The organism is [Empedobacter] haloabium (assembly GCA_008011715.2).
Taxonomy (GTDB): Bacteria; Pseudomonadota; Gammaproteobacteria; order Burkholderiales; family Burkholderiaceae_D; genus Rugamonas; species Rugamonas haloabia.
Genome location: CP136508.1, coordinates 2,003,342 through 2,024,183, shown reverse-complemented (window position 1 = coordinate 2,024,183; position 20,842 = coordinate 2,003,342). Strand labels below are relative to the sequence as shown.

The following is a 20,842-nucleotide window of genomic DNA, read 5'->3' as shown; positions in this document are numbered from 1 at the left end:
GGCTGACTGGGTCCGCTCACGCTCATTCATCCGCCCCCGCGACTGGACTTGCTGCACATGAGGCGGCAAAACCCTACAGGGCGCAGGTCGTCGGTCTTCAGTGGCTGAACCCGCTGCAGCGCCGCGACTACCCAACGGAGTGGCAACTCCTCTGGACCCTGGGATTAGCCAGACCAAACCTAGACGACGATATGGTCAAATCGAAACCAGAGCGTTTTGGTAGGTTGCAACCAATTGGCGTCATCGCGACCGGAAATGACGGGGAGGAGAGTTTCGAGGGCTTTCACGAAAAATATGTGGAAGAGCTGCTGTACAGATTCCGGGATATCTACTTTAAAAGTTCAACTTATTTCTACAATGCGCATTCGACCAAGGATCGAACTACGTGGCGGGAACTCGCTGGGATAAGGGTTGAGTACGCCATTCCTGAGAGCCGACTAAATCCAGCTGGGGCTGCTAAGTTCGTGAGCAATTCGATACGCAAATACTTCGACATTGGTAATGTGAATTTCCCCAATTCCTGGACACGCAGCACTCCCCCGGACGTACACGTCGCGCCTGGCGGCCCCAATGCTGGCTTCCGGTCGCTGGCTGCCGGCCTTGAGTACCTGCAGACTCACCCCGAGGAAACAGTTTGGGTCATGAACTGGGACGCGCCAAGCTTTCCGCCCAAGGACAAACAACTCAACGAGAATATGGTGCTGCTCGTCCTGGCCGGCCCCAACTACAAAACCGAACGCGCACCGCTAGCCTGGATCGGCTATCCAGCCACGCGCAAGACGACCGACTTCGAGGCGGCCAAAGGCAAGCCGTCCCGCCAAGTGCAAGCGTGGAAAGCAACGATCGAAGCCGCAGCGACCAACGCCAGCAAAAAAGACACCGACATCGGCTACGTCATCCACGACGCCAATAACAAGCACCCGGACTCACCGGACCGTATCGCCAGCCTGGCCCAGACGCTGACGACGGAACTGGTCGAATTCGACTTCGCCAAGCAGACTTTCAACACTCCAGCCCTGCTGGGCGAAATGGGTGCCGGCACGGCGCTGACCAACGTCGCACTGGGCATCGCCTACGCCAACCACATCGGCAAGAACGTGCTGGTGGCCGGCACCACCGACGCTGCCCAGCCGACTGCCGTCGTGGTCGTGCCGCCCGAAAAGGTCCGGCCGTTCAACCCGGACGGCCCCTGGTTCCGCGCCCGTGGCGGCAACGCCGCTTTCCTGCCGTGGTGGGGCCTGCGTCACGATGCCGAGCCGGGTCCGCAGGGTTATTCACGCTAAGCAAAGGAGAAGGACATGCGTGGCGTCATCCGCCTGAACGATCCGACCAGCCACGGCGGCAAAGTCATCAGCGCCGCGCCGAACAGCACGGTGATGGGCGTCGCCGTGGCCCGCAAGGGTGACCAGTGCGTCTGCCCGCTGCCGGGCCACACCGTGTGCATCATTGCCGAGGGCGATCCGAAGGTGCTGGTCGACGGCGTGCCGGTGGCGTTCGACGGCCACAAGACCAGTTGCGGTGCCACACTGATCACTACCGTGCCGGGCAGCGGGCGCGGTTGACGAACCGGGACGGCCGGCGCCGCGGCGATGGACGGGTACGTTATGATGGCGCAAGCGCCATTCCCCACCCTAGCCCATGCCCACGGCCACCGACCACCGCCCCCTCCTGCACCGCCGCAAAACCCGGCTGACCCTGGAATTCGCCCCGGGCGAGGTGCAAAGCGAAATGGACCTGCGCGACCCGCACCGGCTTGTGCTGGCCTATGCGCGCGCCATGATGTGCTTCGTGCTGTTCAAGCCGCGACCGGCCCATATCGTCATGGTCGGGCTCGGCGGCGGTTCGCTCGCCAAGTTCTGCCACCGCTACCTGCCGCACAGCCGTATCACGGTGCTGGAGCTGCGCGCGGACGTCATCGCGCTGCGCGACAGCTTTGCCATCCCGCCGGACAGTGACCGGTTCCGCATCGTCCACGTGGACGCGGCCGCGCACATGCCGGCGCTGGCCGGCAGCGCCGACGTGCTGCTGCTGGACGGCTTCGACGTCGGCGGCCTGCCGCCGGCGCTGGCCAGCGCGCACTTCTATGCCGACTGCCGTCGCGCGCTGCGGCCGGACGGGCTCCTGGTGACCAATATCTTCAGCTACGATCCGCAGTTCGGGACGATGCTGCGGCGCCTGCGCCAGGCCTTCGACGGGCACGTGGGCCAGCTGCGCGGGATTGCCGGCAACAACCGCATCGTGTTTGCCCATCGGCGCGCGCCGGGCGAGCGCACGCGCGCCGCCGCCCTGATGCGGCGTGTCGCCGCCTGGGGCAGCCCGTGGCCGGGGCTGGGCTTCGGTCCGTTCAACCGGCTGCTGGCGCACCACATCGTGGACGGACTGCGCCAGGCGGCCGAGATCCCTGAGATGGTGCGTAACGACAACAAATAATTCCTTTTGGATATATTTTGTGTCGGCAAGCCCGGCGTTTTGTGACACACTAACGGGCTAACGTACTTTTCCTGGGAGTCGCATGCGCCGCCGTTTGTCATCTCGCGTGTCCGTGGCGGCGGTGTTGACGCTCGTGGCGGGCGTGACCGTCACCGGCGTGCTGTTCTACGCCGTCAGCGCCCTGGAGTATGGCAAGCACGCCCTCGGGTTCCAGCAGCGCGCCAACCAGCGCGTGGCGGCCCTGCGCCGCGGCCTGGACGATGCCGTCGAGGTGCTGACGGTCACCAACCAGCTGTTCCGCACCTTGCCGCCGGAATCCGTCACGCGCGAACAGTTCGGCAGCTTCACCCGGCCGCTGCTGCAGCGCTACCCCTTCATCCAGTCCTTCGCCTACCACCGGGTGCTGCGCCACGACGAGCGGGCCGGCTGGGAGCGCGATGTACAACGCACCTGGCCGGGTGTCACGGTGCGCGACCTGGGCCCGGCCGGCTTCGTGCCCGCCGCCGTACGCTCCCACTACAATGTGCTGGACTACTTCGAGCCGTTCGCGCCGAACCGCGCCACGCTGGGTTTCGACGTGGGACCGCTGCCGCAGACGGGGATCACGATCGAGCGCGTGCTGCGCACCGGCAAACCGGCCGCGACGGCGCTGATCAGCCTGGCCGAGAACCCGGCCCAGCGCCATACCTTCATCATCCTGATGCCGGTCTACCGCCCCGGCGCGCCCACCGCCACCCCGGCGCAGCGCCACGCCGCCTGGGTCGGCGACACGGCCGCGATGATCCACGCGCCCCAGCTGGTACACAAGATCCTGCGATCCGGCGGCCTGCTGGACGATCCGCAGCTGGCCCTGCGCGTCTATGCCGGCAGCGCGCAGGATCGCGCCGGGATGCTGGTGTATGCCAGCGGCCCGGAGCCGGCGCCGGCGCCCGGCCTGGCCCAGTGGCTGCCGCGCTGGCTGGACGTCTGGTCGCGCGACCAGGAAACGCGCAGCTTCGAGGTGCTGGGCCTGGAGTGGCGCGTACGCGTGGACGCGCTGCCGCGCCCGTTCCTGAGCGACCACCTGGGCTCCGTTTCCACGCTGCTGGGCGGCACCTTGTTCAGCATCCTGGCGGCGACGCTGATGCAGACCCTGTCGCAGCGCTCGCGCCGCGTGCAATGGCTGGTCGACGCACGCACCGCCGACCTGCAGGTAACCAACGAAAAACTGAACGCCGACGTGGCCGCGCGCAAGCGCACCGAGCGCGCGCTGCAGGAAAGCGAACACCGCTTCAAGCGCCTGCTGGCCCTGTCGTCGGACTGGTACTGGGAACAGGACGTCAACTTCTGCTTCACCAGCATCACCAACGGCTTCTTCGAGAAGGGTCGGCTCGACCGCGCCGACTTCATCGGCCACCCGCGCTGGCACAACCATCCCGAGATGCTGGAGACGGCCTGGGGCCGCGCCCACATGGCGCGGCTGGAAGCACGGTTGCCCTTCTCCGACCTGGAGTACCCGATCACGGGCAAGGACGGCATCACGCGCTGGTTCACCACCAACGGCGAACCGGTGTACGACGCGCAGGGCGAGTTCCGCGGCTATCGTGGCACCGGCGCCGAGATCACCGAGCGCAAGCTGGCGGAGCAGCGCATCCAGCACATCGCCCACCACGACGCGCTGACCGGCCTGCCGAACCGCGTGCTGCTGCAAGACCGGCTGACCCAGGCGGTCGCCTACGCCAACCGGGGCGGCCAGTCGCTGTGGGTGCTGCTGATCGACCTGGACCGCTTCAAGTTCGTCAACGACACGCTGGGCCACAAGGCCGGCGACCAGCTGCTCAAGACCATCGCCGCGCGGCTGCAGTCCTCGGTGCGCGAGAGCGACACGGTGGCGCGCCTGTCCGGCGACGAATTCGTCGCCATCCTCAGCGAATATCCGGAGCAGTCGCTGTCGCCGGACGTCGTCGGCCGCATCATGCGCGCGCTGGCGCAACCGGTGGACCTGGAGGGCAAGGAGTTCATCGTCACCTGCAGCATCGGCGTGGCCGTGTACGAGGGCGACGGCGCACCGTCCAGGCACCTGATCGAGCAGGCCGACATCGCCATGTACTCGGCCAAGAAGCTGGGCCGCAACTGCTACCAGTTCTTCGAACATTCGATGAACGAGGAGGCGCAGGAGCGCCTGCGCATCGAGAGCGCGCTGCGCAACGCGCTGGTGCGGCAGGAGTTCGTGCTGCACTACCAGCCGCAGCTCGACCTGGCCAGCGGCGCCATCGTCGGCGTCGAGGCGCTGCTGCGCTGGCAGCATCCCGAACTCGGCATGGTGTCGCCGCAGCGCTTCATCGGGCTGGCGGAAGAGACGGGACTGATCGTGCCGATCGGCGCCTGGGTCATGCGCACCGCCTGCGCCCAGGCGCAGGCCTGGCGCGCGGCGGGCCTGCCGCCGCTGCGCATGGCCGTCAACCTGTCGGCACGCCAGTTTGCCCAGCCGGACCTGGTGCAATCGATCGCCGCCGTGCTGGCGGAAACGGGCTTGCCACCGGCCGGCCTGGAACTGGAGCTGACGGAAAGCCTGTTCGTGGACGACGTGGCGCGCGCGGTGGCGCTGCTGCACGAGCTGAAGAACCTTGGCGTGGCGCTGTCGATCGACGACTTCGGCACCGGCTACTCCAGCCTGTCCTACCTGCGCACCTTCCCCATCGACGTGCTGAAGATCGACCGCACCTTCGTCGGCCAGATCGACGGCGACTCCGACCAGGCCGCGATCGTCGTCTCCATCATCGCGCTGGCGCACAACCTGCAGCTGAAGGTGATCGCGGAAGGCGTCGAGACGGCCGAGCAGCTGGACTTCCTGCGCGCGCACGAGTGCGACCAGGTGCAGGGGTATTACTTCAGCCGGCCGGTGCCGGCCGCGGAGTTCGAGCAGCTGCTCCGTACATAGCACCGGTGACGGGGTTTCCCCTACTGCCCCTTCGCCTTGTTCTTCGCCCCATGCAACGCCAGCCGCGCCGCCTTGCGCGCCTCGGCCTGTTCGAAGCGGGCCTTCTGCTCTGGCGTCGCGGGCACCAGCGGCGGCACCGCCACCGGCTTGCGGTCCTGGTCCACGGCCACCATCGTGAAATAGCAGCTGTTCGCATGGCGCACCAGGCGCTGCTGGATATTCTCCGTCACGACGCGGATGCCCACTTCCATCGACGTGCGCCCCGTGTAATTGACCGAAGCCAGGAAGGTCACCAGCTCGCCCACGTGGATCGGCTGCAGGAACATGACCTGGTCCACCGACAAGGTGACGACGTAGCTGCCGGAGTAGCGGCTGGCGCAGGCATAGGCCACGCTGTCGAGGAATTTCAGGATCGTGCCGCCGTGGACATTGCCGGAGAAGTTGGCCATGTCCGGTGTCATCAGGACCGTCATCGTCAGCTCGTGGGCCGACCAGTGCATTGCGCTATCCATAGTGCCTTCCGTCAGAATAAAAAAATAAGTGCCTTAGAGCATTCTAACCTTAACAACATTGCCGCCATCACGTATCCTTGCCGGGTTAATAACAAGGAGAGGTTTCAGCATGAGGTGGAAACTGAGGAGCAAGCTGGCGGCGGCGGTCGTGGCACTGGGCATGGCGACGTCGGCACAGGCCGCGTTCACGGCCGACCAGGTCAAGACGTTCACGCTGGCCAACGGCATGAAGTTCATCGTCCTGGAAAGCAGCACGATCCCGAACGCCAATATGTACACGTTCTGGAAGGTCGGCTCGCGCAACGAGGCGCCGGGCACCACGGGCCTGTCGCACTTTTTCGAGCACATGATGTTCAACGGCTCGAAAAACTACGGTCCGAAGATGTTCGACCGCACGATGGAAGCGAACGGCGGCAGCAACAACGCCTATACCAGCAGCGACGTCACCGTCTACCAGGACTGGTTCCCCGCCTCGTCGCTGGAGACCATCTTCAAGCTGGAAAGCGACCGCATCGCCCACCTGACGATCGATCCGAAGATGGTCGAGAGCGAGCGTGGCGTCGTGCTGTCCGAGCGCAGCACGGGGCTGGAGAACTCCAATATCCGGATGTTAATGGAAGACCTGAACAGCGTCGCCTTCAGCGCCCACCCGTATTCCTGGCCCGTGATCGGCTTCGAGTCCGACATCAAGGCCTGGACCCAGCAGGACCTGGTCAACTACTTCCGCACCTACTACGCGCCAAACAACGCGGTGGCCGTGATCGTGGGCGACGTCAAGGCCGACCAGGTCAAGGCGATGGCCACGCGCTACTTCGGCGCCATCCCGAAACGCGCGCTGCCGCCGGCCGTGAAGACGGTCGAGCCGGAGCAGAAAGGCGAGCGGCGCCTGTTCGTCGCCAAGCCGTCCGCCACGTCGGCCAACCTGATGGTGGCCTACAAGGCGCCGCAGGCCGACAGCGCCGACCACTACGCGCTGGACGTGCTGCAAAGTGTGCTCACCGAAGGCAAGACCTCGCGCCTGTACAAGGCGCTGGTCGAGCAGCAGCTGGCCACCTCGGTCGGCGCCGACACCACCGACGGCTTCGACCCCGGCCTGCTGTACGTGTTCGCCGTCGCGGCCAATGGCGTGGACAGCGCCAAGGTCGAACAGGCGCTGCTGGCCGAGATCGACAACGTGGTCAAGAACGGCATCACCGACCAGGAGCTGCAGAAGGTGCGCAACACCAAGCTGGTCAACCTGTACCGGCTGCAGGAGACCATCAACGGCAAGGCCCAGATGCTGGGCAACTACGAGGTGTTCTACGGCGGTTACAGGAAGCTGTTCGACGCCCCGGCCGCCTACCAGAAGCTGACGGCGGCCGACATCCAGGCCGTGGCGGCCAAGTACCTGAAAAAATCGCAGCGCACCATCGGCGTGCTGGCGGCGAAGGAGCAATGATGAAGAAGATCGTAGTGAGCACGGCCCTGCTGGCGGCCGTGACGGCGGCCGGCGCCGCCGAATTCCGCCTGCCGCAATTCGAGACGACCAAGCTGCCGAACGGCCTGACGGTGCTGCTGATGGAGCGCCATGAAGTACCGCTGATCGCCGTGCGCGCCGTCGTCAAGGCCGGCGCCGTCAACGACGGACCCCAGGCCGGCCTGGCCAACCTGACCGGCGACGCCATCCTGCTGGGCAGCACGAAGCACAACAAGGCCGCCATCGACGAGGCCTTCGACTTCCGCGGCGCCGTGCTGGCGGGCGGCGGCGGCGTCGAGCAGACCACCGTGCAGGCCAACTTCGCCAAGGCCGATGCGCCGGCGCTGCTGCCGCTGTTCGCGGAGATCGTGCAGCAGCCCGGCTTCGACAATGCGGAGCTGGACAAGCTGCGTGCGCGCAAGGTCAGCGGCCTGAAACAGGCCAAGGAAAGCCCGCGCCAGGTAGCCGGCAACTACTATCGCAGCATGCTGTTCGGCCAAAGCGCCTATGCCAACCCTCCAGGCGGCACCGTGGGCAGCCTGCAGGCGCTGAAGCAGGACGACGTCAAGCGCTTCCACCAACGCTACTTCCGCCCCGATAACGCCGCCATCGTCGTGGTCGGCGACTTCGATCCGGCCGCGATGAAGCGTCAGATCGAGACGCTGTTCGGCCAGTGGAAAGCGGAGGGCCCGGCGCCGCAGCGCGCCGACTACGGCAAGCCGCTGACGGACAAGCCACGCGTCTGGCTCGTCAACAAGGCCGACGCGATCGAGACCACGTTCCTGATCGGCGGCGCCGGCATCGCCCGCAACGACGCCGACTACGTGCCGCTGCAGGTGCTCAACACGGTGCTGGGCGGCCGCTTCACGTCGTGGCTGAACGACGAGCTGCGCGTCAATTCCGGCCTGACCTATGGCGCCAACAGCGGGTTCGCGCCGCTGTCGCAGGCCGGCACCTTCTCGATCTCCAGCTTCACGGCGCTGCCGAAGACGGAAGCGGCGCTGGACCTGGCGCTGAAGACCTACGACCGGCTGTGGAGCCGTGGAATCGACAAGGCGACGCTGGACTCGGCCAAGGCCTACGTCAAGGGCCAGTTCCCGCCGCGCTACGAGACCAGCGAGCAGCTGGCCAGCCTGCTGGGCGACATGTACGCGCTGGACATCGGCCGCACGCAGATCGACAACTTCACGCGCGACGTCGACTCGCTGACGCCGGAAAAGGCCAAGGCGCTGGTGGACAAGCACTTCCCGCGCAAGAACCTGCAGATGGTCCTGGTCGGCAAGGCCGACGAGATCCGCAAGCTCGCCGCCAAGTATGGCGAGGTGACGGAGCTGGACATCACGGCCGACGGCTTCCAGCCGGCGGCGAAGTAAATACCGAGGCGCTCCGAGGAGCGCCTTTTTTCATGGCGTGGCAAGATCCTGCAACGACGCGAGGATGCTGTCGCTGCAGACCTGCAGGATCTCGTCCGCCAGCGGCGCATCGTCCGGGCAGGCGCGCGACATGACGAGCGCCCCCACCGCGTGCGCCAGCACGTCGAGATAACGAGCACGCCGTTCGGTTGCGCCGGCATCGTCCGGCGCGGTTGCCGCACCCAATGCGGCCAGCAGGTTCTCGATACCGGCGGCGAAGGTGGCCCTGACCGCTTCCGGCTGGCGCGCCGCATCGCCGCTGAGCGCAGCCAATGTGCAGCCGGTCGCCCGGGCGTCGCGATGTTCCCGCGACAGATACACGCGCACGAACCGCGCCAGGTCGGCCCCTTCGCTCAGCGCCACGGTCTGGGCGATGCCGCAGGCCGCCGCCTCCGCCATCAGGTCTCCCTTCGAGCCGAAGTGCTTGTAGAAACCGCCGTGGGTAAAGCCCGCGGCGGCCATCAGGTCCGCCACCCCTACCCCATCGTATCCACGCTCGCGAAACAGCGTGGATGCCGTCTCGACGATGCGGGCCCGGTTGGCCTGCGCCTGTGCCTTGGTCACTTTCATGTGCTGCCCCTGTGTCGTTGCGCCCGCGCGCAGGCCTCACTATACATTGATGACGACCGTAATCAAAGCCTTGACTTTTTAGATTACGACCATCATCATTAAAACTCCAGCCACTGTTACGAAGGAATACCCCATGACCACGCTTCCGACTGTCCTCATCACCGGCGCCTCCAGCGGCATCGGCGCCACCTATGCCCGGCGCTTCGCCAGCCGCGGCCACGACCTCGTGCTGGTCGCGCGCGACCAGGCCCGCATGGAGAACCTGGCTGCGCGGCTGCGCGAAGAAGGCAATGTCCGGGTCGATGTGCTGCCGGCCGACCTGACGCAGGCGGCCGACGTGGCCAGGGTCGAGCAGCGTCTGCGTGAGGACGAGCGCATCGGCATCCTGGTCAACAACGCCGGGATGGCGCAGTCGGGCGGTTTCGTCCAGCAGGACGGCGCGGCGATCGAACGCGTAATCGCACTCAACACCACCGCGCCGACACGGCTCGCGGCGGCCGTGGCGCCACGCTTCGCGCAGGCCGGCAGCGGCGCGATCGTCAATATCGGTTCGGTCGTGGGGTTCGCGCCGGAGTTCGGCATGTCGGTGTACGGCGCCAGCAAGGCCTTCGTGCTGTTCCTGTCGCAGGGCCTGCACCTGGAGCTGTCGCCCAAGGGCGTCTATGTGCAGGCCGTGCTGCCGGCGGGCACCCGCACCGAGATCTGGCAACGCGCCGGCATCGACGCCGCCACGCTGCCGCCGATGATGGACGTGGAGGAGCTGGTCGACGCGGCGCTCGGCGGCTTCGACCGCCGCGAGGCCGTCACCATCCCGCCGCTGCACGTGGCCGCACGCTGGGACGCGCTCGAAGGCGCGCGCCAGGGGCTGCTGGCGGACATCCGGCAGGAGCAGGCAGCCGAACGCTATCGCGCCCGCTGAGCTCCATGAAGGCCTTCATCATCGAGCGTTACGGCAAGCCGGGCACCGGCCGCGTTGCCGACGTGCCCGAACCCGCGGTCGGCGACGACGACGTGCTGGTCCGCATTCACGCGGCCAGCGTGAATGTCCTCGACAACAAGATCGCCAGCGGCGCATTCAAGCTGATCCTGCCCTATCGCTTGCCGCTCATCCTCGGCAACGACATGGCCGGCACCGTGCTGCGGGTGGGCGCGCGCGTGACGCGTTTCCAGCCGGGCGACGAGGTCTATGCGCGCCCGGACGACGATCGTATCGGCACGTTCGCCGAGCTTGTCGCCGTCAAGGAAAGCGCGCTGGCGCGCAAGCCCCGCAACCTCGGCATGCTCGAAGCGGCCGCCCTGCCGCTGGTGGCGCTGACGGCCTGGCAGGTGCTGGTCGAAACGGCGCGGCTGGGCCCGGGCCAGAAGGTGTTCATCCAGGCGGGATCGGGCGGCGTGGGCACGGTGGCCATCCAGTTGGCCAAGCACCTGGGCGCCCATGTCGCCACCACCACCGGCACGGCCAACGTCGAGTGGGTCAAGGCGCTGGGCGCGGACATCGTCATCGACTACCAGCGGCAGGACTTCGCCGCGGTGCTGCGCGACTATGACGTGGTGCTGAGCAGCCAGGGCGGCGCCGATCTGGCCAGGTCGGTGCAGGTGCTCAAGCCAGGCGGGCACCTGATCTCGATCTCGGGGCCGCCCACGCCGCAATTCGCGCGCGCGCGAGGACTGGCCTGGCCATTACGGCAGGTCATGCGCCTCTTGAGCCTGGGCATCCGGCGCAAGGCGCGCCGCCACGGCGTGCACTACTCGTTTGTCTTCATGCGCGCCGATGGCGCGCAGCTGGCGCAGATCGCGGAACTGGTGGAGGCAAGCGTCATCCGGCCCGTCGTGGACCGGGTCTTCCCGCTCGACGCGGCAGCGCAGGCACTGGCCTACGTCGAACAGGGACGGGCAAAAGGGAAAGTGATGGTGGACGTGGGCCAGGTCAGCCCTGCTGCGCCTCGATATCGGCCAGGGTCTCGCGGCCCTTGTCGGTGACGGTAAAGCCGCCTTCGACCGGCGCGATGTGCGATTTCTTGCCCAGGAACATTGCTACGTCGGCATCCAGCTGCGCGGCGGGATCGTCGGCCAGCGCGCGCAGGCTGACGACGCAGCGGCGCAGGAACAGCAGTTCCTTGCCCTTGTCAGTCAGGCTGTAGCGACCGTCGCGTGCAATGGACAGCAGCTTCAGCCCGGACAGGCGCTTGGTGTTGCGGCCGACGCAGGCGCTGGGGCGGCCTTTGATGCCGCGCGCGACTTCCGCCAGCGCATTGTATTCATCGGTACTGAATTTCTCGTTTTTCATTATTGCTTGCTTCCATGAGGGCGATTGCGGCCATCATGGTACGCGTCCGGCGCAACGGCGGCAAGCAAGGGGCCGATCCGGCGTGGGCGCCGGACCGGTCCAGACGCTTCACTTGAACGCGCGCACGGTCAGCCACAACAGACCGACGCCGGCGACGATGCCCGCCCACGCCATGCGCACGTGGTGCATGCGGCGGCCCAGATAAATCTTGTTGTGTAAGGAATTGCCCATGGCGCTCTCCAAATAAAAATCCTGTGATTCGATTATAAAAACAGTTCAGTTACGCGGTTGTGACAGCCGCCACAAATACAACAAAGTGAATCCTTAAAGCAACACTTATTACCCTAGACCAATTAGGCGCCAAGCTTTTCGTTGCCCTGCTAGCATGGTTGCATCACCCACCAACGCAGGAGAGCACCATGAGCCAACCCAACACCCCGCAGCAGCCGGACCCGTCCGAAAAAGGCCGTCACATGATGAACGAGCCCGATATCGGCAGCGGCGAAAAAACGCCAGGCGAACGGGAGACGGACGAACAGATCCGCCAGATCTCCCCCAACCGCCAATCCGACCAGTCGCGCGAACCCGGCAAGCCCTGATCGCCCGCCGCCAGCCGGTCAGACCGCCTTGATGGGCGGCGGCGGGGCCGTCGGCTCGCTGACCGGTGGCACTTCCGACGGCGGCACTTCGCTGGGCGGCGGCTGCACGGGCGGGTCCTGCTCGGGCGTCGGCGTTTCGGGATCGGGCGTGATATGCGCCCGGATCGTGTTGTCGGCACCTGCGTTTTGCTCGGCTATATAGACCATAACGATGCTCCTCCGTAAATGTTGACAAAACCTTAGCAAATTTTTTTGCAAGGCGGCGCAGGCTTCGCCGCCGGTGCCCACAGGAAATGAAAACGGCCCGGACGCAATGCCGGGCCGTGTCTTCGGGGTCAGACCCGACGGGTCTGACCCCAGCCTGTCATAAGCCGGGTCACCCGGGCGTCCCCAGGTAGTTATCCTTCACCCGCACATAGTGCTCGGCCGAGTAGCGCAGCCAGGCGATTTCCTCCACTGTCAGCGGTCGGACCTTGCGGGCCGGCCGCCCCATATACAGATAGCCGCTCTCCAGCGCCTTGCCCGGCGCCACCAGGCTGCCGGCGCCGATCATCACACGCTCGGGCACGATCACGTCGTCCATCACGATGCTGCCCATGCCGATCAGGCACTCGTTGCCGATGCGGCAGCCGTGCAGGATCACGTTGTGGCCGATCGTCACGTAGTCGCCGATGATCAGGGGCGCCCCCTCGGGCTTGCCGGCCGAGCGGTGCGACACGTGGCCCATCGTGAAGTCCTGGACGTTCGAGCAGCGGCCGACGACGATGTCGTTGACGTCGCCGCGCAGCACGGCGTTGCACCAGACGGAGCTGTCGGCGCCCAGCTGCACGCTGCCGATCACCTGAGCCGACGGGTGCAGGTAGACGCGCTCGGCGAGTTGCGGGGTGGTGTCGAGGTAGCTGGCGATGGGCATGAGGTCGTAGCGCTGGGGCTCGTTGTTGCGATAACAGCATTATGCATGGCCCCTGCCGGGGGCACCAGCACCGGCTTGCGTGCCTACGCTGGCGGCGCCATCCACACCAGTTCCCAGAGATGACCATCCAGGTCCTCGAAGGCATGGCCGTACATGAAGCCATGGTCTTGCGGCGGCCGCGGCGCCCTGCCCCCGGCGGCAATCGCCTTCGCCACCAAGGCATCGACTTCTTCGCGGCTGTCGCAGCTCAGGCAGATCAGCATCCCGGTCGCCTCCCTTGCCCGCGCGACCGGCTTGTCGATGAACGTCTTGAAGTAGGCCTCGGTCAGCAGCATGGCATGGATGCTGCCTTCGGCGATCACCAGGCACGCGCCGTTCTCGTTGCTGAATTGGGGATTGAAGCGGTAGCCGAGCGCTTCGAAAAAGGCTTTCGATTTGGCCAGGTCCTGGACCGGCAGGTTCAGAAAAATTTGCTTGTTCATGTCTATTCTCAGGTTATCGGTAGGTGGAATTGCGGGGTCTGCATCCGTACGACGAACCACGGCGGGGAAAATCGACACGTGCGTACCATTTTTTTCGGTTGACTGAACCCCTGGCGCCAAGGCGCCGAGGGTCTGAGCCCGCACGGGGACTGACCCTGAAGTCAGTCGCATTTCGCCGCGGCCGGAGCCAAACTTCGGGGTCGGCCCCTGCTGGGCGGTACGGCGACCCGGCAGACCCCGGCCTCACGCGCCAGCCACCGGCGCCCCCGCCACCGGCGCCCCCGCCCGCATCCCCTGCCGCCCCGCCGCCAGGATGTCGAGGATCTGCTCGACACTGACCGGCTTGACCAGGTGCGCTTCGAAGCCCGCGTCGAAGGCCATCTCGCGGTCCTTCTGCTGGCCCCAACCGGTGACGGCGACCAGCACCGTGCGCTGCAGGCCGGGCAGTGCACGCAGCGCGCGGGCCAGGTCGTAGCCGTTCAGGTGCGGCAGGCCGATGTCCAGGAAGGCGAAGTCCGGCGCGAACGCTTCCGCCGCCGCCAGCGCCTGCGCGCCGTCGTGGCAGATGTGCACCGTGTGGCCCAGGGTGCGCAGCAGCGCGCCGATGGCGTTGACGAAATCGAGGTTGTCGTCCGCCAGCAGGATGCGGTACGGCGTGCCCTGCGCCGGCTGGGCCGATTCGCGCGGCCCGGCGCCCTGCGCCTCCCGCAGCACCGGCAACGTGACGACGAATTCGCTGCCCAGGCCCGGCCCGCCGCTGTGTGCCTCGATCGCGCCACCATGCAGCTCGACCAGCCGGCGCGCCAGCGACAGCCCCACGCCCAGGCCCGCCGACGTGCGCTCCAGCGAGGAGTCGGCCTGCACGAACATGTCGAAGATCTCGCCCAGCATGGCCGGCGCGATGCCGATGCCGTTGTCGGTCACGCGGATGCGCAGCTGGCCATCGCTCTCCACCGCCGCCGCCAGCGCCAGGTGGCCGCCGCGGTCGGTGTACTTGGCGGCGTTGTTGAGCAGGTTCGACAGCACCTGCGCCAGCCGGGTGGCGTCGCCCAGCACGTGCACCGGCTCGCGTGGCAGCGCTACCTCGATCGTGTGCCCCTGGGCGTCGATCACGGGGCGGACGATCTCGAGCGCGTTGGCGACCACCGCCTGCAGCTCGACGGGATCGTGCCGGATCGTCAGCTTGCCGGTATTGATGCGCGAGACGTCCAGCAGATCGTCGACCAGGCGCACCATCTGCTTGAGCTGGCGCTCCATGACCGCGCGGGCCCGCTCTGTCGCGGCCGGGTCGCTGCGGTTCAGGCGCATGATGTCCAGCCCCGTGCGGATCGGCGCCAGCGGATTGCGCAGCTCGTGCGCCAGCGTCGCCAGGAACTCGTCCTTGCGGCGATCGGCCAGCAGCAGCGCGCGCTCCGCGCCCTGCCGCACCGTCATCTCGTGCTCCAGGGTGCGATTGGCCTCCTGCAGCGCGTCGGCGCGCCGCTCCACTTCCGCCAGCATATTGTTGAAGGCGTCGACCAGGGTGCCGATCTCGCCGCTGGCCCGTTCGCGCACGCGCAGCGAGAAGTCGCGCTTCTGCATGACGGCGCGTGCCACGTCCGTGACCGCCTCCAGCGGATTGGTGATGCCCAGGCGCAGCCGGCTGGCCACCATCGCCGCCAGCAGCAGGCTGGCCACCATGACGGCGCCCAGGATGATGGCATAGCTGACCAGGCGGTCCAGCAGGCGGTAGCGGGCCGTCAGGTAGACGGTGCCCAGCCGCTCGCCGTTCTCGACGATCGGATGAAACACGATCATGTGGCCCCCTGCGATCGCATGGCCGGCCGGGCCGGGGCGCGACGGGAACACGGGCGGGTCCAGCGCCGACTGCGCGTAAGACGCGAACATCACGCCGTTGGCGCCGTAGATGGCGCCCGCCTCGATCTGCGGCCGCACCCGCAGCAGCGCCAGATTCTGGCGCGCCACGACGGGATCGTTGAAGCTGACGGCGGGCGCGGACACGGTGGCGACGATCTCCGCCTGCGTCGTCAGGTCGTCGACCCAGTTCTGCTGGAAGGTGGTCAGGTCATACACCAGCATGCTGGCCGACATCGTCACCAGCGCCGCGAACGTGGTCGCCAGCGCCATCACGATCAACTTGGCGCGCACGGTAGCGCTCTTGCGCAGGCGCGCCACCTAATTCCCCTTTTGTACGTGGTAGGCGACGGACAGCAGGCGCGAACTGAGTTTCAGGTTGCTGCGCTCGGCCGCCGGCAGCGATACCTCGAAGCGGATGCGGTCCTCGATCAGGCGGAAATTGATGATGGCACCCTGCTGCAGGCCGTTCTCGTCCTCCGTTACCGTCAGCACGCCGTTCTGGGCCGCGCCGCGCAAGGTCTGCACGGGCCGTTCCGCGGCCGCGCCCAGGAACAGCATGTGCAGGCCGGCGCTGGGATCGCCGTCGCGCAGCGTGCGCACCGTGATGGGCCGGCCGTTGACGGTGCGGCCGGCCGTCAGCCGCGTGACCTCGGCGGCCACGTCATCGGCGCCCATCACGCCGACGACGAGTGGCGCGGCCGGGTCGGCGCCTGCCGCGAACTCCACATAGCCGAGGAACTTGAACAGGTAGGCGGCCTTGACGCCGCGCTCCAGGTTGGCCACGCCCAGCGCGGCCTGCGGTCCGCCCGCGGCCGCCGCCGGCAGCGGCGCGGCGCACAGCAGCGCGGCCGCCAGCGCGGCCAGCACGGGCAGGCGACGCTTGGGCACGGTGAGGTTGGCGTATCGTGTCATGGTCAGAACCGCAGCGTGAGCTTGAGGACGACGCTGCGCTGGACGACGCTGCGATTGGGGGCGGCGCCGAATTCGGCGTGCGAGCGGTGCAGCAGGTTCTGGCCGATCAGCGCCACGTCCACATTCGGGCGCGGCTTCCACAGCCAGTGCGCGTCCAGCTCATAATAGGACGGCACCGCCGGCTTCTCCAGCGCCCCCGTGTAGCGCAAGGTCCAGTCCAGCTGCATATCGTACGGCAGGTCGTGCGAGGAGCGCAGCTGCCAGTAGTGGTTCGGATCGCTGGTGGCGACGCCGGCACTGCCGCTGCTGTCCCGGCTGCCCTCCTTCAAGTGCGTGCGCACCTGCTGCACGACCAGGCCGGCGTTCAGCCGCCAGCTCTGCACCGGCTGCCAGCGCGCCCACATCTCGATGCCGCGGGTCTGGCCCGCCGCCATGTTGCGCACCTCCAGCAGCCCGCTGTAGGCCGGGCCGTTGACGTTCGGTTCCTGCGTGCGCAGGCGGTCATAATCGGCGTAGAACGCCGTGGCCGCGTACGACCATTCCAGCGACGGCTGGATGCGGTAGCCCAGCTCCGCCACGTTGGCCGTCTCCGACTGGAAATCCGGGCCGCCGCCGACCGTGAAACGCGGCACCTTGCCGATCAAAATGGGCACCGCCGGCGTGTGATAGTCGCGGTCGATGCGCGACGGCGCACGCACGGTGCGCGACAGGCTGCCCCACACCAGCTGGGTGGGGCTGGCGCTCCAGGCCAGGCGCAGGTTCGGCAGGTATTCGGCGCCCGTGTAGTTGTTGTGCTCGACCTTCGCCCCCACGGTCAGGCGCAGGTCGTCGCGCAGGGCCCACTCGTCCTGCGCGAACAGGCTGCCCCAGTGCATCGAGCGTTCCGCCGGCAGGAAGCCGTACACCAGGCTGGGCGTCAGGCGGTCGCGCGCGTAGCGGTAGCCGGCACCCCACGCGATGTTGTGGCGCCCGGCGACGCGCATGCTGTGCTGGGCATCCAGGTCCACCACGTCGAGCCGCTCGATGAAGGCGAACGGCTGGTTGCGTTCGACGTGATCGAGCACCAGTTGCAGGCGCAGGTCGGAGTCGTCCGTCAGCTTGCGCGTGACGCGCGCGATCAGGTTGGCACCGGACAGTGGCGCGTCGGGCCGGCCAGGCTGGGCCAGGTCGATGGCATAGGCGTCGCCGGACAGGGTCAGGCCGCCCAGCGGCCGGTCCCAGTCGGCGCGGAAGCCGGCCTGGCGCCGGCGCAGGCCGGAGGCATCCGGCGTGCCGTTGGCGCGCTCGCTGTCGTCCACGTCGGTGTAGCGGCCGTACAGCCGGTAGTGGCCGCCATTGCCCAGCACGCCGCCGTAGCGCACGGTGGCGTCGCGCTCGCGGTTGCCGGCGCTGACCGTTGCCAGGCCTCCCTGGGTATCCTTGGCCGAGCGCGTGATGATGTTGATGACGCCATTGACGGCGTTGGCGCCCCAGATCGTCGCGCCCGGACCGCTGATGACCTCGATCCGCTCGATGTCTTCCATGACGACGTCCTGGGTCTCCCAGAACACCCCGGAAAACAGCGGCGAATAGACGCTGCGGCCGTCGATCATCACCAGCAGCTTGTTGGCGAACTGGCCGTTGAAGCCGCGCGCCGTGATGGCGTAGTCGCGTGCGGTCTGGCGCGCGACTTGCAGGTTGGGAGCGAGGCGCAGCGCTTCCGGCACCGAGCGGGCACCGCTGCGCCGGATATCGGCGGCACTGATGATGAAGACCGAAGCGGCCGCGTTGGCCAGCCGTTCCTCCTGGCGCGACACGGAGGTGATGACGACGTTGTTGAGCTGTTCCAGCGACAGGTCGGCCAGGTCGCCCGTCTGCGCTCCCGCGCCCGGCTGGGGCGGCTCCGCAGCCGCCGCGGACGCGACCGTACCGGCGGATACCGCCAGCGCGGCCAGCACGGCAAGGACGAGTGGACGAATTGTCGTTATATGCATGGCGGTGGGCGAACGCTCGCTGCCGTCCCTTTGCAGATTGTCTCGAAGAATTATAAACACATCCGGCGCGCGTTCTCCGCACCGTAGAGATACAGGCTTGCAAATCGGCGCCTGCGCCTCATTTTCACCACACTATCCAACTCGCGCCAGCCAACCATGTTCCCCAAGCCGCCCCGCCCCGTCCCGCCACCCCGAGCCGTCGTCACCCAGGTGGTCCAGCAACAGGTCACGCAGCGCCAGGACCCGCGCGTGCTGGTCGTCCCGCTGCCGCCGCCGGCGCCCCCGGGCGATCCGGCACGCTGACCGCCCGGTTTATGTATACTCCGCGGCCATGGACCAATACAAGCACATGCCCGAGGAATGGGACCGGTGGCTCGACGACAGCGTCGACAAGCATTGCCGGCCCCAGGATATCCTGGCCGCGATGACGGCCGCCAATTTCGACCCCGCCTTTGCCGAGCAGGTCGTGCGCGAGCGCATCGCGGCGCGCGCCGCCGGCGTTGCGCGCAAGGAACGCGAACCCTATCGCTACGGTACCCCACGCATCCGCCACCGCGGCAACCTGATCCGCACGAGCGACCGCGACGTGCGGGTGCTGGTAAGGCTCGAACAGCCCGTCGTCGCCGTACTGGACAACGTGCTGTCCGACGAGGAATGCGACGCCGTCGTCGCGCTGGCGCGTGACCAGCTGGCCCCGTCCGCCACGCTGAGCCCCGCCACCGGCGAACACCAGGTGCGCGAGACCCGCACCAGCCGCGGCGCCTTCCTGCCCGAGGGCGACAACGCGCTGCTGCGGCGCCTGAATCGCCGCATCGCCGAGATCACCAACACGCCCGTCACGCATGGCGAGGCGCTGCACGTGCTGCACTACCAGGTGGGCGCCGAATACAAGCCGCATCCCGACTACTTCGACCCGACCAGCCCCGGCTTTGCGGCGACGCTGAAGCGCGGCGGCCAGCGCACCGCCACGCTGATCGTCTACCTGAACGATGTGGAAGACGCCGGCGACACGGTGTTCCCCAAGCTCGGCCTGTCCGTGGTGCCCAAGAAAGGCGCCGCGGTGTATTTCGAGTACATGAACGACGAGGGACAGCTCGATGAAGCCACCTTGCACGGCGGCGCGCCCGTGGGCGCCGGCGACAAGTGGGTACTGACGAAATGGGTGCGCCAGGAAGCGTTCCGCTGACGCTGCCGCCTGGCGGGCCGGCCGACGCCGGCCCCGCTTCAGTCGCGCTCCTGGCCCATCTGGTCGATGATGCGCTTGCCCTGTTCGACGCCGCCGTCGCGCTCTCCCAGCGGCACGTAATAGTGGAACAGCGGCTCGCCGTCCTTGTATACCGATCCCAGGCAGATTTCATAACCCTTGTATTGGACCGCATTGGTCTGCATCAGTTCTGCTCCCCGCACGATTGCCTCCCCCTGTCTGATTGGTCTGCCGGCGGATGATGTGCCCCGCCGTATCGATGTGCCAGCTGGTCCCGACAGTTCCGAGTATGCCCGGCGTGGCCGGGGCGAACTGTGCGCGGTTTCACGGAGTGGCGTGCGCGCCGCGCCGTGTGGTATCGCCCGCGCCACACCTGGCGCGCGCCGGGCCGAAACGGCTTCCGTTGGCGGCCGCGGCTGCTATGCTGAAAGCCGGGGCCGGACCTGCCTCCCCTACCACTCTGACGGGAGTATCGCCATGAAACGACGTAGCGCCGCCTGCGCGGCCGCCGCACTATTGCTGCAATCGCTGGCCGGCGGCGCCGGCGCCGCCACGGGTCATGTCAGCCACGGCAACCTGACGTGGACGCTGGTCGACCTCGACCCGGCCGACGGCATCGCGCCGTCGCTGCGGTTCCTGCCGCCGCCGGCGGGCCCGCTGGGCGCGGCGCGCGCCTATGTGTCCGCATTCGCGGCTGGCGTGCTGCACGAGGACAATGTGATGGCCACCGGCAGCGATCCGTTGCTGGCCGAGCTCGACTACAGCCCGGCCGCCCACACGTCCGCCCGGGTCGACGGCCGCGCCGACCCGGCCACTCTGTCGCTGAGCCTGGACACGGTGGCGACGCTGGAGCCGAACGGGGCCTCGGCGACGGCCTGGCTGCACGGTGGCACGCTGCCGTTCGTCCTGTCGGCCAATACCGGGGTAACGTTCCACAGCGCGGTGCTGCTGCAAGGCGAGCGCGGCAGCGAGCCGGGCATCTACGACGCCTGGCTGGCCAGCGGCACGCTGACCGTCAGCCTGGACGGGCTGGCGCCGGGCGAGTCCGTGTTCACGGACTACGTGGCCGTCACGCTGAGCCCGTCACCGGGCGACCCGGTCGCGGTGGATTTTACGCGCGAGCTGACGGTGGACTACAGCAACCGCACGGGCGCCAGCCTGACGGGCGACGTGGCGTTGCTGGCGATCGGCACCACGGCCATCGCGCCGGTGCCGGAACCGGGCATGCTGCCGATGGCGCTGGCGGGGCTGGCATTGGTGGGGTGGACGATTCGGCGGCGTTCATGATCCCCCGGTGTCAGGCACCTATCTGCGG

The 20,842-nt window shown here is 67.5% G+C and carries 22 protein-coding genes; 11 read left to right on the top strand and 11 right to left on the bottom strand.

Going from position 1 to position 20,842, the window contains the following annotated elements; translation table 11 throughout:
* The first annotated feature begins 191 nt into the window (after positions 1 to 191).
* From E7V67_008860 to E7V67_008845, 4 genes are all read left to right on the top strand, one after another.
* Complete coding sequence (locus tag E7V67_008860; GenBank protein ID WUR15199.1) at positions 192 to 1,283, top strand: hypothetical protein; 1,092 nt, start codon at positions 192 to 194, stop codon at positions 1,281 to 1,283.
* A 15-nt stretch (positions 1,284 to 1,298) separates the two neighbouring features.
* The gene (locus E7V67_008855) at positions 1,299 to 1,562 is read left to right on the top strand and encodes a PAAR domain-containing protein (GenBank protein WUR15198.1); all 264 of its coding nucleotides are present in this window, start codon (positions 1,299 to 1,301) and stop codon (positions 1,560 to 1,562) included.
* Positions 1,563 to 1,638: 76 nt separating this feature from the next.
* Positions 1,639 to 2,430, top strand: coding sequence for a transferase spermidine synthase (locus E7V67_008850; GenBank protein WUR15197.1), 792 nt, complete (start codon positions 1,639 to 1,641; stop codon positions 2,428 to 2,430).
* Between the two features lie 82 nt (positions 2,431 to 2,512).
* Positions 2,513 to 5,350 (top strand): EAL domain-containing protein, encoded by a 2,838-nt coding sequence (locus E7V67_008845; GenBank protein ID WUR15196.1) that lies wholly within the window; start codon positions 2,513 to 2,515, stop codon positions 5,348 to 5,350.
* 20 nt (positions 5,351 to 5,370) lie between these two features.
* Here the strand turns inward: E7V67_008845 and E7V67_008840 are convergent, their stop codons facing one another.
* Positions 5,371 to 5,850: an acyl-CoA thioesterase gene (locus E7V67_008840; protein WUR16248.1), complete on the bottom strand. Its 480-nt coding sequence runs from the start codon at positions 5,848 to 5,850 to the stop codon at positions 5,371 to 5,373.
* Positions 5,851 to 5,971: 121 nt separating this feature from the next.
* Here E7V67_008840 and E7V67_008835 point away from each other — a divergent pair, with 121 nt between their 5' ends.
* Positions 5,972 to 7,300, top strand: coding sequence for a pitrilysin family protein (locus E7V67_008835; protein WUR15195.1), 1,329 nt, complete (start codon positions 5,972 to 5,974; stop codon positions 7,298 to 7,300).
* On the top strand, positions 7,300 to 8,691 hold the full coding sequence (locus E7V67_008830) for a pitrilysin family protein (protein ID WUR15194.1): 1,392 nt from the start codon (positions 7,300 to 7,302) through the stop codon (positions 8,689 to 8,691). The genes E7V67_008835 and E7V67_008830 overlap by 1 nt, the downstream gene beginning before the upstream one ends.
* 30 nt (positions 8,692 to 8,721) lie before the next feature.
* Here E7V67_008830 and E7V67_008825 read toward each other — a convergent pair whose 3' ends face one another.
* A complete protein-coding gene (locus E7V67_008825) occupies positions 8,722 to 9,300 on the bottom strand; it encodes a TetR family transcriptional regulator (GenBank protein WUR15193.1) in 579 nt (192 codons plus the stop codon).
* A 133-nt stretch (positions 9,301 to 9,433) separates the two neighbouring features.
* Between E7V67_008825 and E7V67_008820 the strand changes: the two genes are divergently transcribed.
* Positions 9,434 to 10,219, top strand: a complete 786-nt coding sequence (locus E7V67_008820) for an SDR family oxidoreductase (protein WUR15192.1) — start codon at positions 9,434 to 9,436, stop codon at positions 10,217 to 10,219.
* A gap of 5 nt (positions 10,220 to 10,224) precedes the next feature.
* Positions 10,225 to 11,280, top strand: a complete 1,056-nt coding sequence (locus E7V67_008815; protein ID WUR15191.1) for an NADP-dependent oxidoreductase — start codon at positions 10,225 to 10,227, stop codon at positions 11,278 to 11,280.
* On the opposite strand, the gene E7V67_008810 is transcribed toward E7V67_008815, so the two are convergent.
* On the bottom strand, positions 11,228 to 11,587 hold the full coding sequence (locus E7V67_008810) for a hypothetical protein (GenBank protein WUR15190.1): 360 nt from the start codon (positions 11,585 to 11,587) through the stop codon (positions 11,228 to 11,230). The genes E7V67_008815 and E7V67_008810 overlap by 53 nt on opposite strands.
* Before the next feature lie 108 nt (positions 11,588 to 11,695).
* Entirely contained in the window at positions 11,696 to 11,818 is a 123-nt protein-coding gene (locus E7V67_008805) for a hypothetical protein (GenBank protein ID WUR15189.1), read from the bottom strand.
* A gap of 188 nt (positions 11,819 to 12,006) precedes the next feature.
* Here E7V67_008805 and E7V67_008800 point away from each other — a divergent pair, with 188 nt between their 5' ends.
* Positions 12,007 to 12,186 (top strand): hypothetical protein, encoded by a 180-nt coding sequence (locus E7V67_008800; GenBank protein ID WUR15188.1) that lies wholly within the window; start codon positions 12,007 to 12,009, stop codon positions 12,184 to 12,186.
* A gap of 18 nt (positions 12,187 to 12,204) precedes the next feature.
* On the opposite strand, the gene E7V67_008795 is transcribed toward E7V67_008800, so the two are convergent.
* The 6 genes from E7V67_008795 to E7V67_008770 all read right to left on the bottom strand — a co-directional run bounded on the left by E7V67_008795 (position 12,205) and on the right by E7V67_008770 (position 18,323).
* The gene (locus E7V67_008795) at positions 12,205 to 12,393 is read right to left on the bottom strand and encodes a hypothetical protein (GenBank protein WUR15187.1); all 189 of its coding nucleotides are present in this window, start codon (positions 12,391 to 12,393) and stop codon (positions 12,205 to 12,207) included.
* Positions 12,394 to 12,562: 169 nt separating this feature from the next.
* Positions 12,563 to 13,099, bottom strand: coding sequence for a gamma carbonic anhydrase family protein (locus tag E7V67_008790; GenBank protein WUR15186.1), 537 nt, complete (start codon positions 13,097 to 13,099; stop codon positions 12,563 to 12,565).
* 83 nt (positions 13,100 to 13,182) lie between these two features.
* A complete protein-coding gene (locus E7V67_008785) occupies positions 13,183 to 13,581 on the bottom strand; it encodes a VOC family protein (GenBank protein WUR15185.1) in 399 nt (132 codons plus the stop codon).
* Between the two features lie 243 nt (positions 13,582 to 13,824).
* Complete coding sequence (locus tag E7V67_008780) at positions 13,825 to 15,756, bottom strand: ATP-binding protein (GenBank protein ID WUR15184.1); 1,932 nt, start codon at positions 15,754 to 15,756, stop codon at positions 13,825 to 13,827.
* Complete coding sequence (locus E7V67_008775) at positions 15,757 to 16,350, bottom strand: YfiR family protein (GenBank protein ID WUR15183.1); 594 nt, start codon at positions 16,348 to 16,350, stop codon at positions 15,757 to 15,759.
* Positions 16,351 to 16,352: 2 nt separating this feature from the next.
* The gene (locus E7V67_008770; GenBank protein WUR15182.1) at positions 16,353 to 18,323 is read right to left on the bottom strand and encodes a TonB-dependent receptor; all 1,971 of its coding nucleotides are present in this window, start codon (positions 18,321 to 18,323) and stop codon (positions 16,353 to 16,355) included.
* 331 nt (positions 18,324 to 18,654) lie between these two features.
* Between E7V67_008770 and E7V67_008765 the strand changes: the two genes are divergently transcribed.
* On the top strand, positions 18,655 to 19,509 hold the full coding sequence (locus E7V67_008765; GenBank protein WUR15181.1) for a 2OG-Fe(II) oxygenase: 855 nt from the start codon (positions 18,655 to 18,657) through the stop codon (positions 19,507 to 19,509).
* A 38-nt stretch (positions 19,510 to 19,547) separates the two neighbouring features.
* On the opposite strand, the gene E7V67_008760 is transcribed toward E7V67_008765, so the two are convergent.
* Entirely contained in the window at positions 19,548 to 19,712 is a 165-nt protein-coding gene (locus E7V67_008760) for a hypothetical protein (GenBank protein ID WUR15180.1), read from the bottom strand.
* A gap of 292 nt (positions 19,713 to 20,004) precedes the next feature.
* On the opposite strand from E7V67_008760, the gene E7V67_008755 reads away from it, so the two are divergent.
* Entirely contained in the window at positions 20,005 to 20,814 is an 810-nt protein-coding gene (locus E7V67_008755; protein WUR15179.1) for a PEP-CTERM sorting domain-containing protein, read from the top strand.
* The last annotated feature ends 28 nt before the right edge of the window (positions 20,815 to 20,842 follow it).

What these genes read in the sequence shown, in the direction of transcription:
- E7V67_008840 (WUR16248.1), bottom strand. Translation starts at nt 5,850, where the DNA reads ATGCACTGGTCGGCCCACGAGCTGACGATGACGGTCCTGATGACACCG.
- E7V67_008850 (WUR15197.1), top strand. Translation starts at nt 1,639, where the DNA reads ATGCCCACGGCCACCGACCACCGCCCCCTCCTGCACCGCCGCAAAACC.
- E7V67_008775 (WUR15183.1), bottom strand. Translation starts at nt 16,350, where the DNA reads ATGACACGATACGCCAACCTCACCGTGCCCAAGCGTCGCCTGCCCGTG.
- E7V67_008755 (WUR15179.1), top strand. Translation starts at nt 20,005, where the DNA reads ATGAAACGACGTAGCGCCGCCTGCGCGGCCGCCGCACTATTGCTGCAA.
- E7V67_008765 (WUR15181.1), top strand. Translation starts at nt 18,655, where the DNA reads ATGGACCAATACAAGCACATGCCCGAGGAATGGGACCGGTGGCTCGAC.
- E7V67_008820 (WUR15192.1), top strand. Translation starts at nt 9,434, where the DNA reads ATGACCACGCTTCCGACTGTCCTCATCACCGGCGCCTCCAGCGGCATC.
- E7V67_008770 (WUR15182.1), bottom strand. Translation starts at nt 18,323, where the DNA reads ATGCATATAACGACAATTCGTCCACTCGTCCTTGCCGTGCTGGCCGCG.
- E7V67_008810 (WUR15190.1), bottom strand. Translation starts at nt 11,587, where the DNA reads ATGAAAAACGAGAAATTCAGTACCGATGAATACAATGCGCTGGCGGAA.
- E7V67_008795 (WUR15187.1), bottom strand. Translation starts at nt 12,393, where the DNA reads ATGGTCTATATAGCCGAGCAAAACGCAGGTGCCGACAACACGATCCGG.
- E7V67_008855 (WUR15198.1), top strand. Translation starts at nt 1,299, where the DNA reads ATGCGTGGCGTCATCCGCCTGAACGATCCGACCAGCCACGGCGGCAAA.
- E7V67_008790 (WUR15186.1), bottom strand. Translation starts at nt 13,099, where the DNA reads ATGCCCATCGCCAGCTACCTCGACACCACCCCGCAACTCGCCGAGCGC.
- E7V67_008860 (WUR15199.1), top strand. Translation starts at nt 192, where the DNA reads ATGGTCAAATCGAAACCAGAGCGTTTTGGTAGGTTGCAACCAATTGGC.
- E7V67_008835 (WUR15195.1), top strand. Translation starts at nt 5,972, where the DNA reads ATGAGGTGGAAACTGAGGAGCAAGCTGGCGGCGGCGGTCGTGGCACTG.
- E7V67_008830 (WUR15194.1), top strand. Translation starts at nt 7,300, where the DNA reads ATGAAGAAGATCGTAGTGAGCACGGCCCTGCTGGCGGCCGTGACGGCG.
- E7V67_008760 (WUR15180.1), bottom strand. Translation starts at nt 19,712, where the DNA reads ATGCAGACCAATGCGGTCCAATACAAGGGTTATGAAATCTGCCTGGGA.
- E7V67_008805 (WUR15189.1), bottom strand. Translation starts at nt 11,818, where the DNA reads ATGGGCAATTCCTTACACAACAAGATTTATCTGGGCCGCCGCATGCAC.
- E7V67_008815 (WUR15191.1), top strand. Translation starts at nt 10,225, where the DNA reads ATGAAGGCCTTCATCATCGAGCGTTACGGCAAGCCGGGCACCGGCCGC.
- E7V67_008845 (WUR15196.1), top strand. Translation starts at nt 2,513, where the DNA reads ATGCGCCGCCGTTTGTCATCTCGCGTGTCCGTGGCGGCGGTGTTGACG.
- E7V67_008800 (WUR15188.1), top strand. Translation starts at nt 12,007, where the DNA reads ATGAGCCAACCCAACACCCCGCAGCAGCCGGACCCGTCCGAAAAAGGC.
- E7V67_008825 (WUR15193.1), bottom strand. Translation starts at nt 9,300, where the DNA reads ATGAAAGTGACCAAGGCACAGGCGCAGGCCAACCGGGCCCGCATCGTC.
- E7V67_008785 (WUR15185.1), bottom strand. Translation starts at nt 13,581, where the DNA reads ATGAACAAGCAAATTTTTCTGAACCTGCCGGTCCAGGACCTGGCCAAA.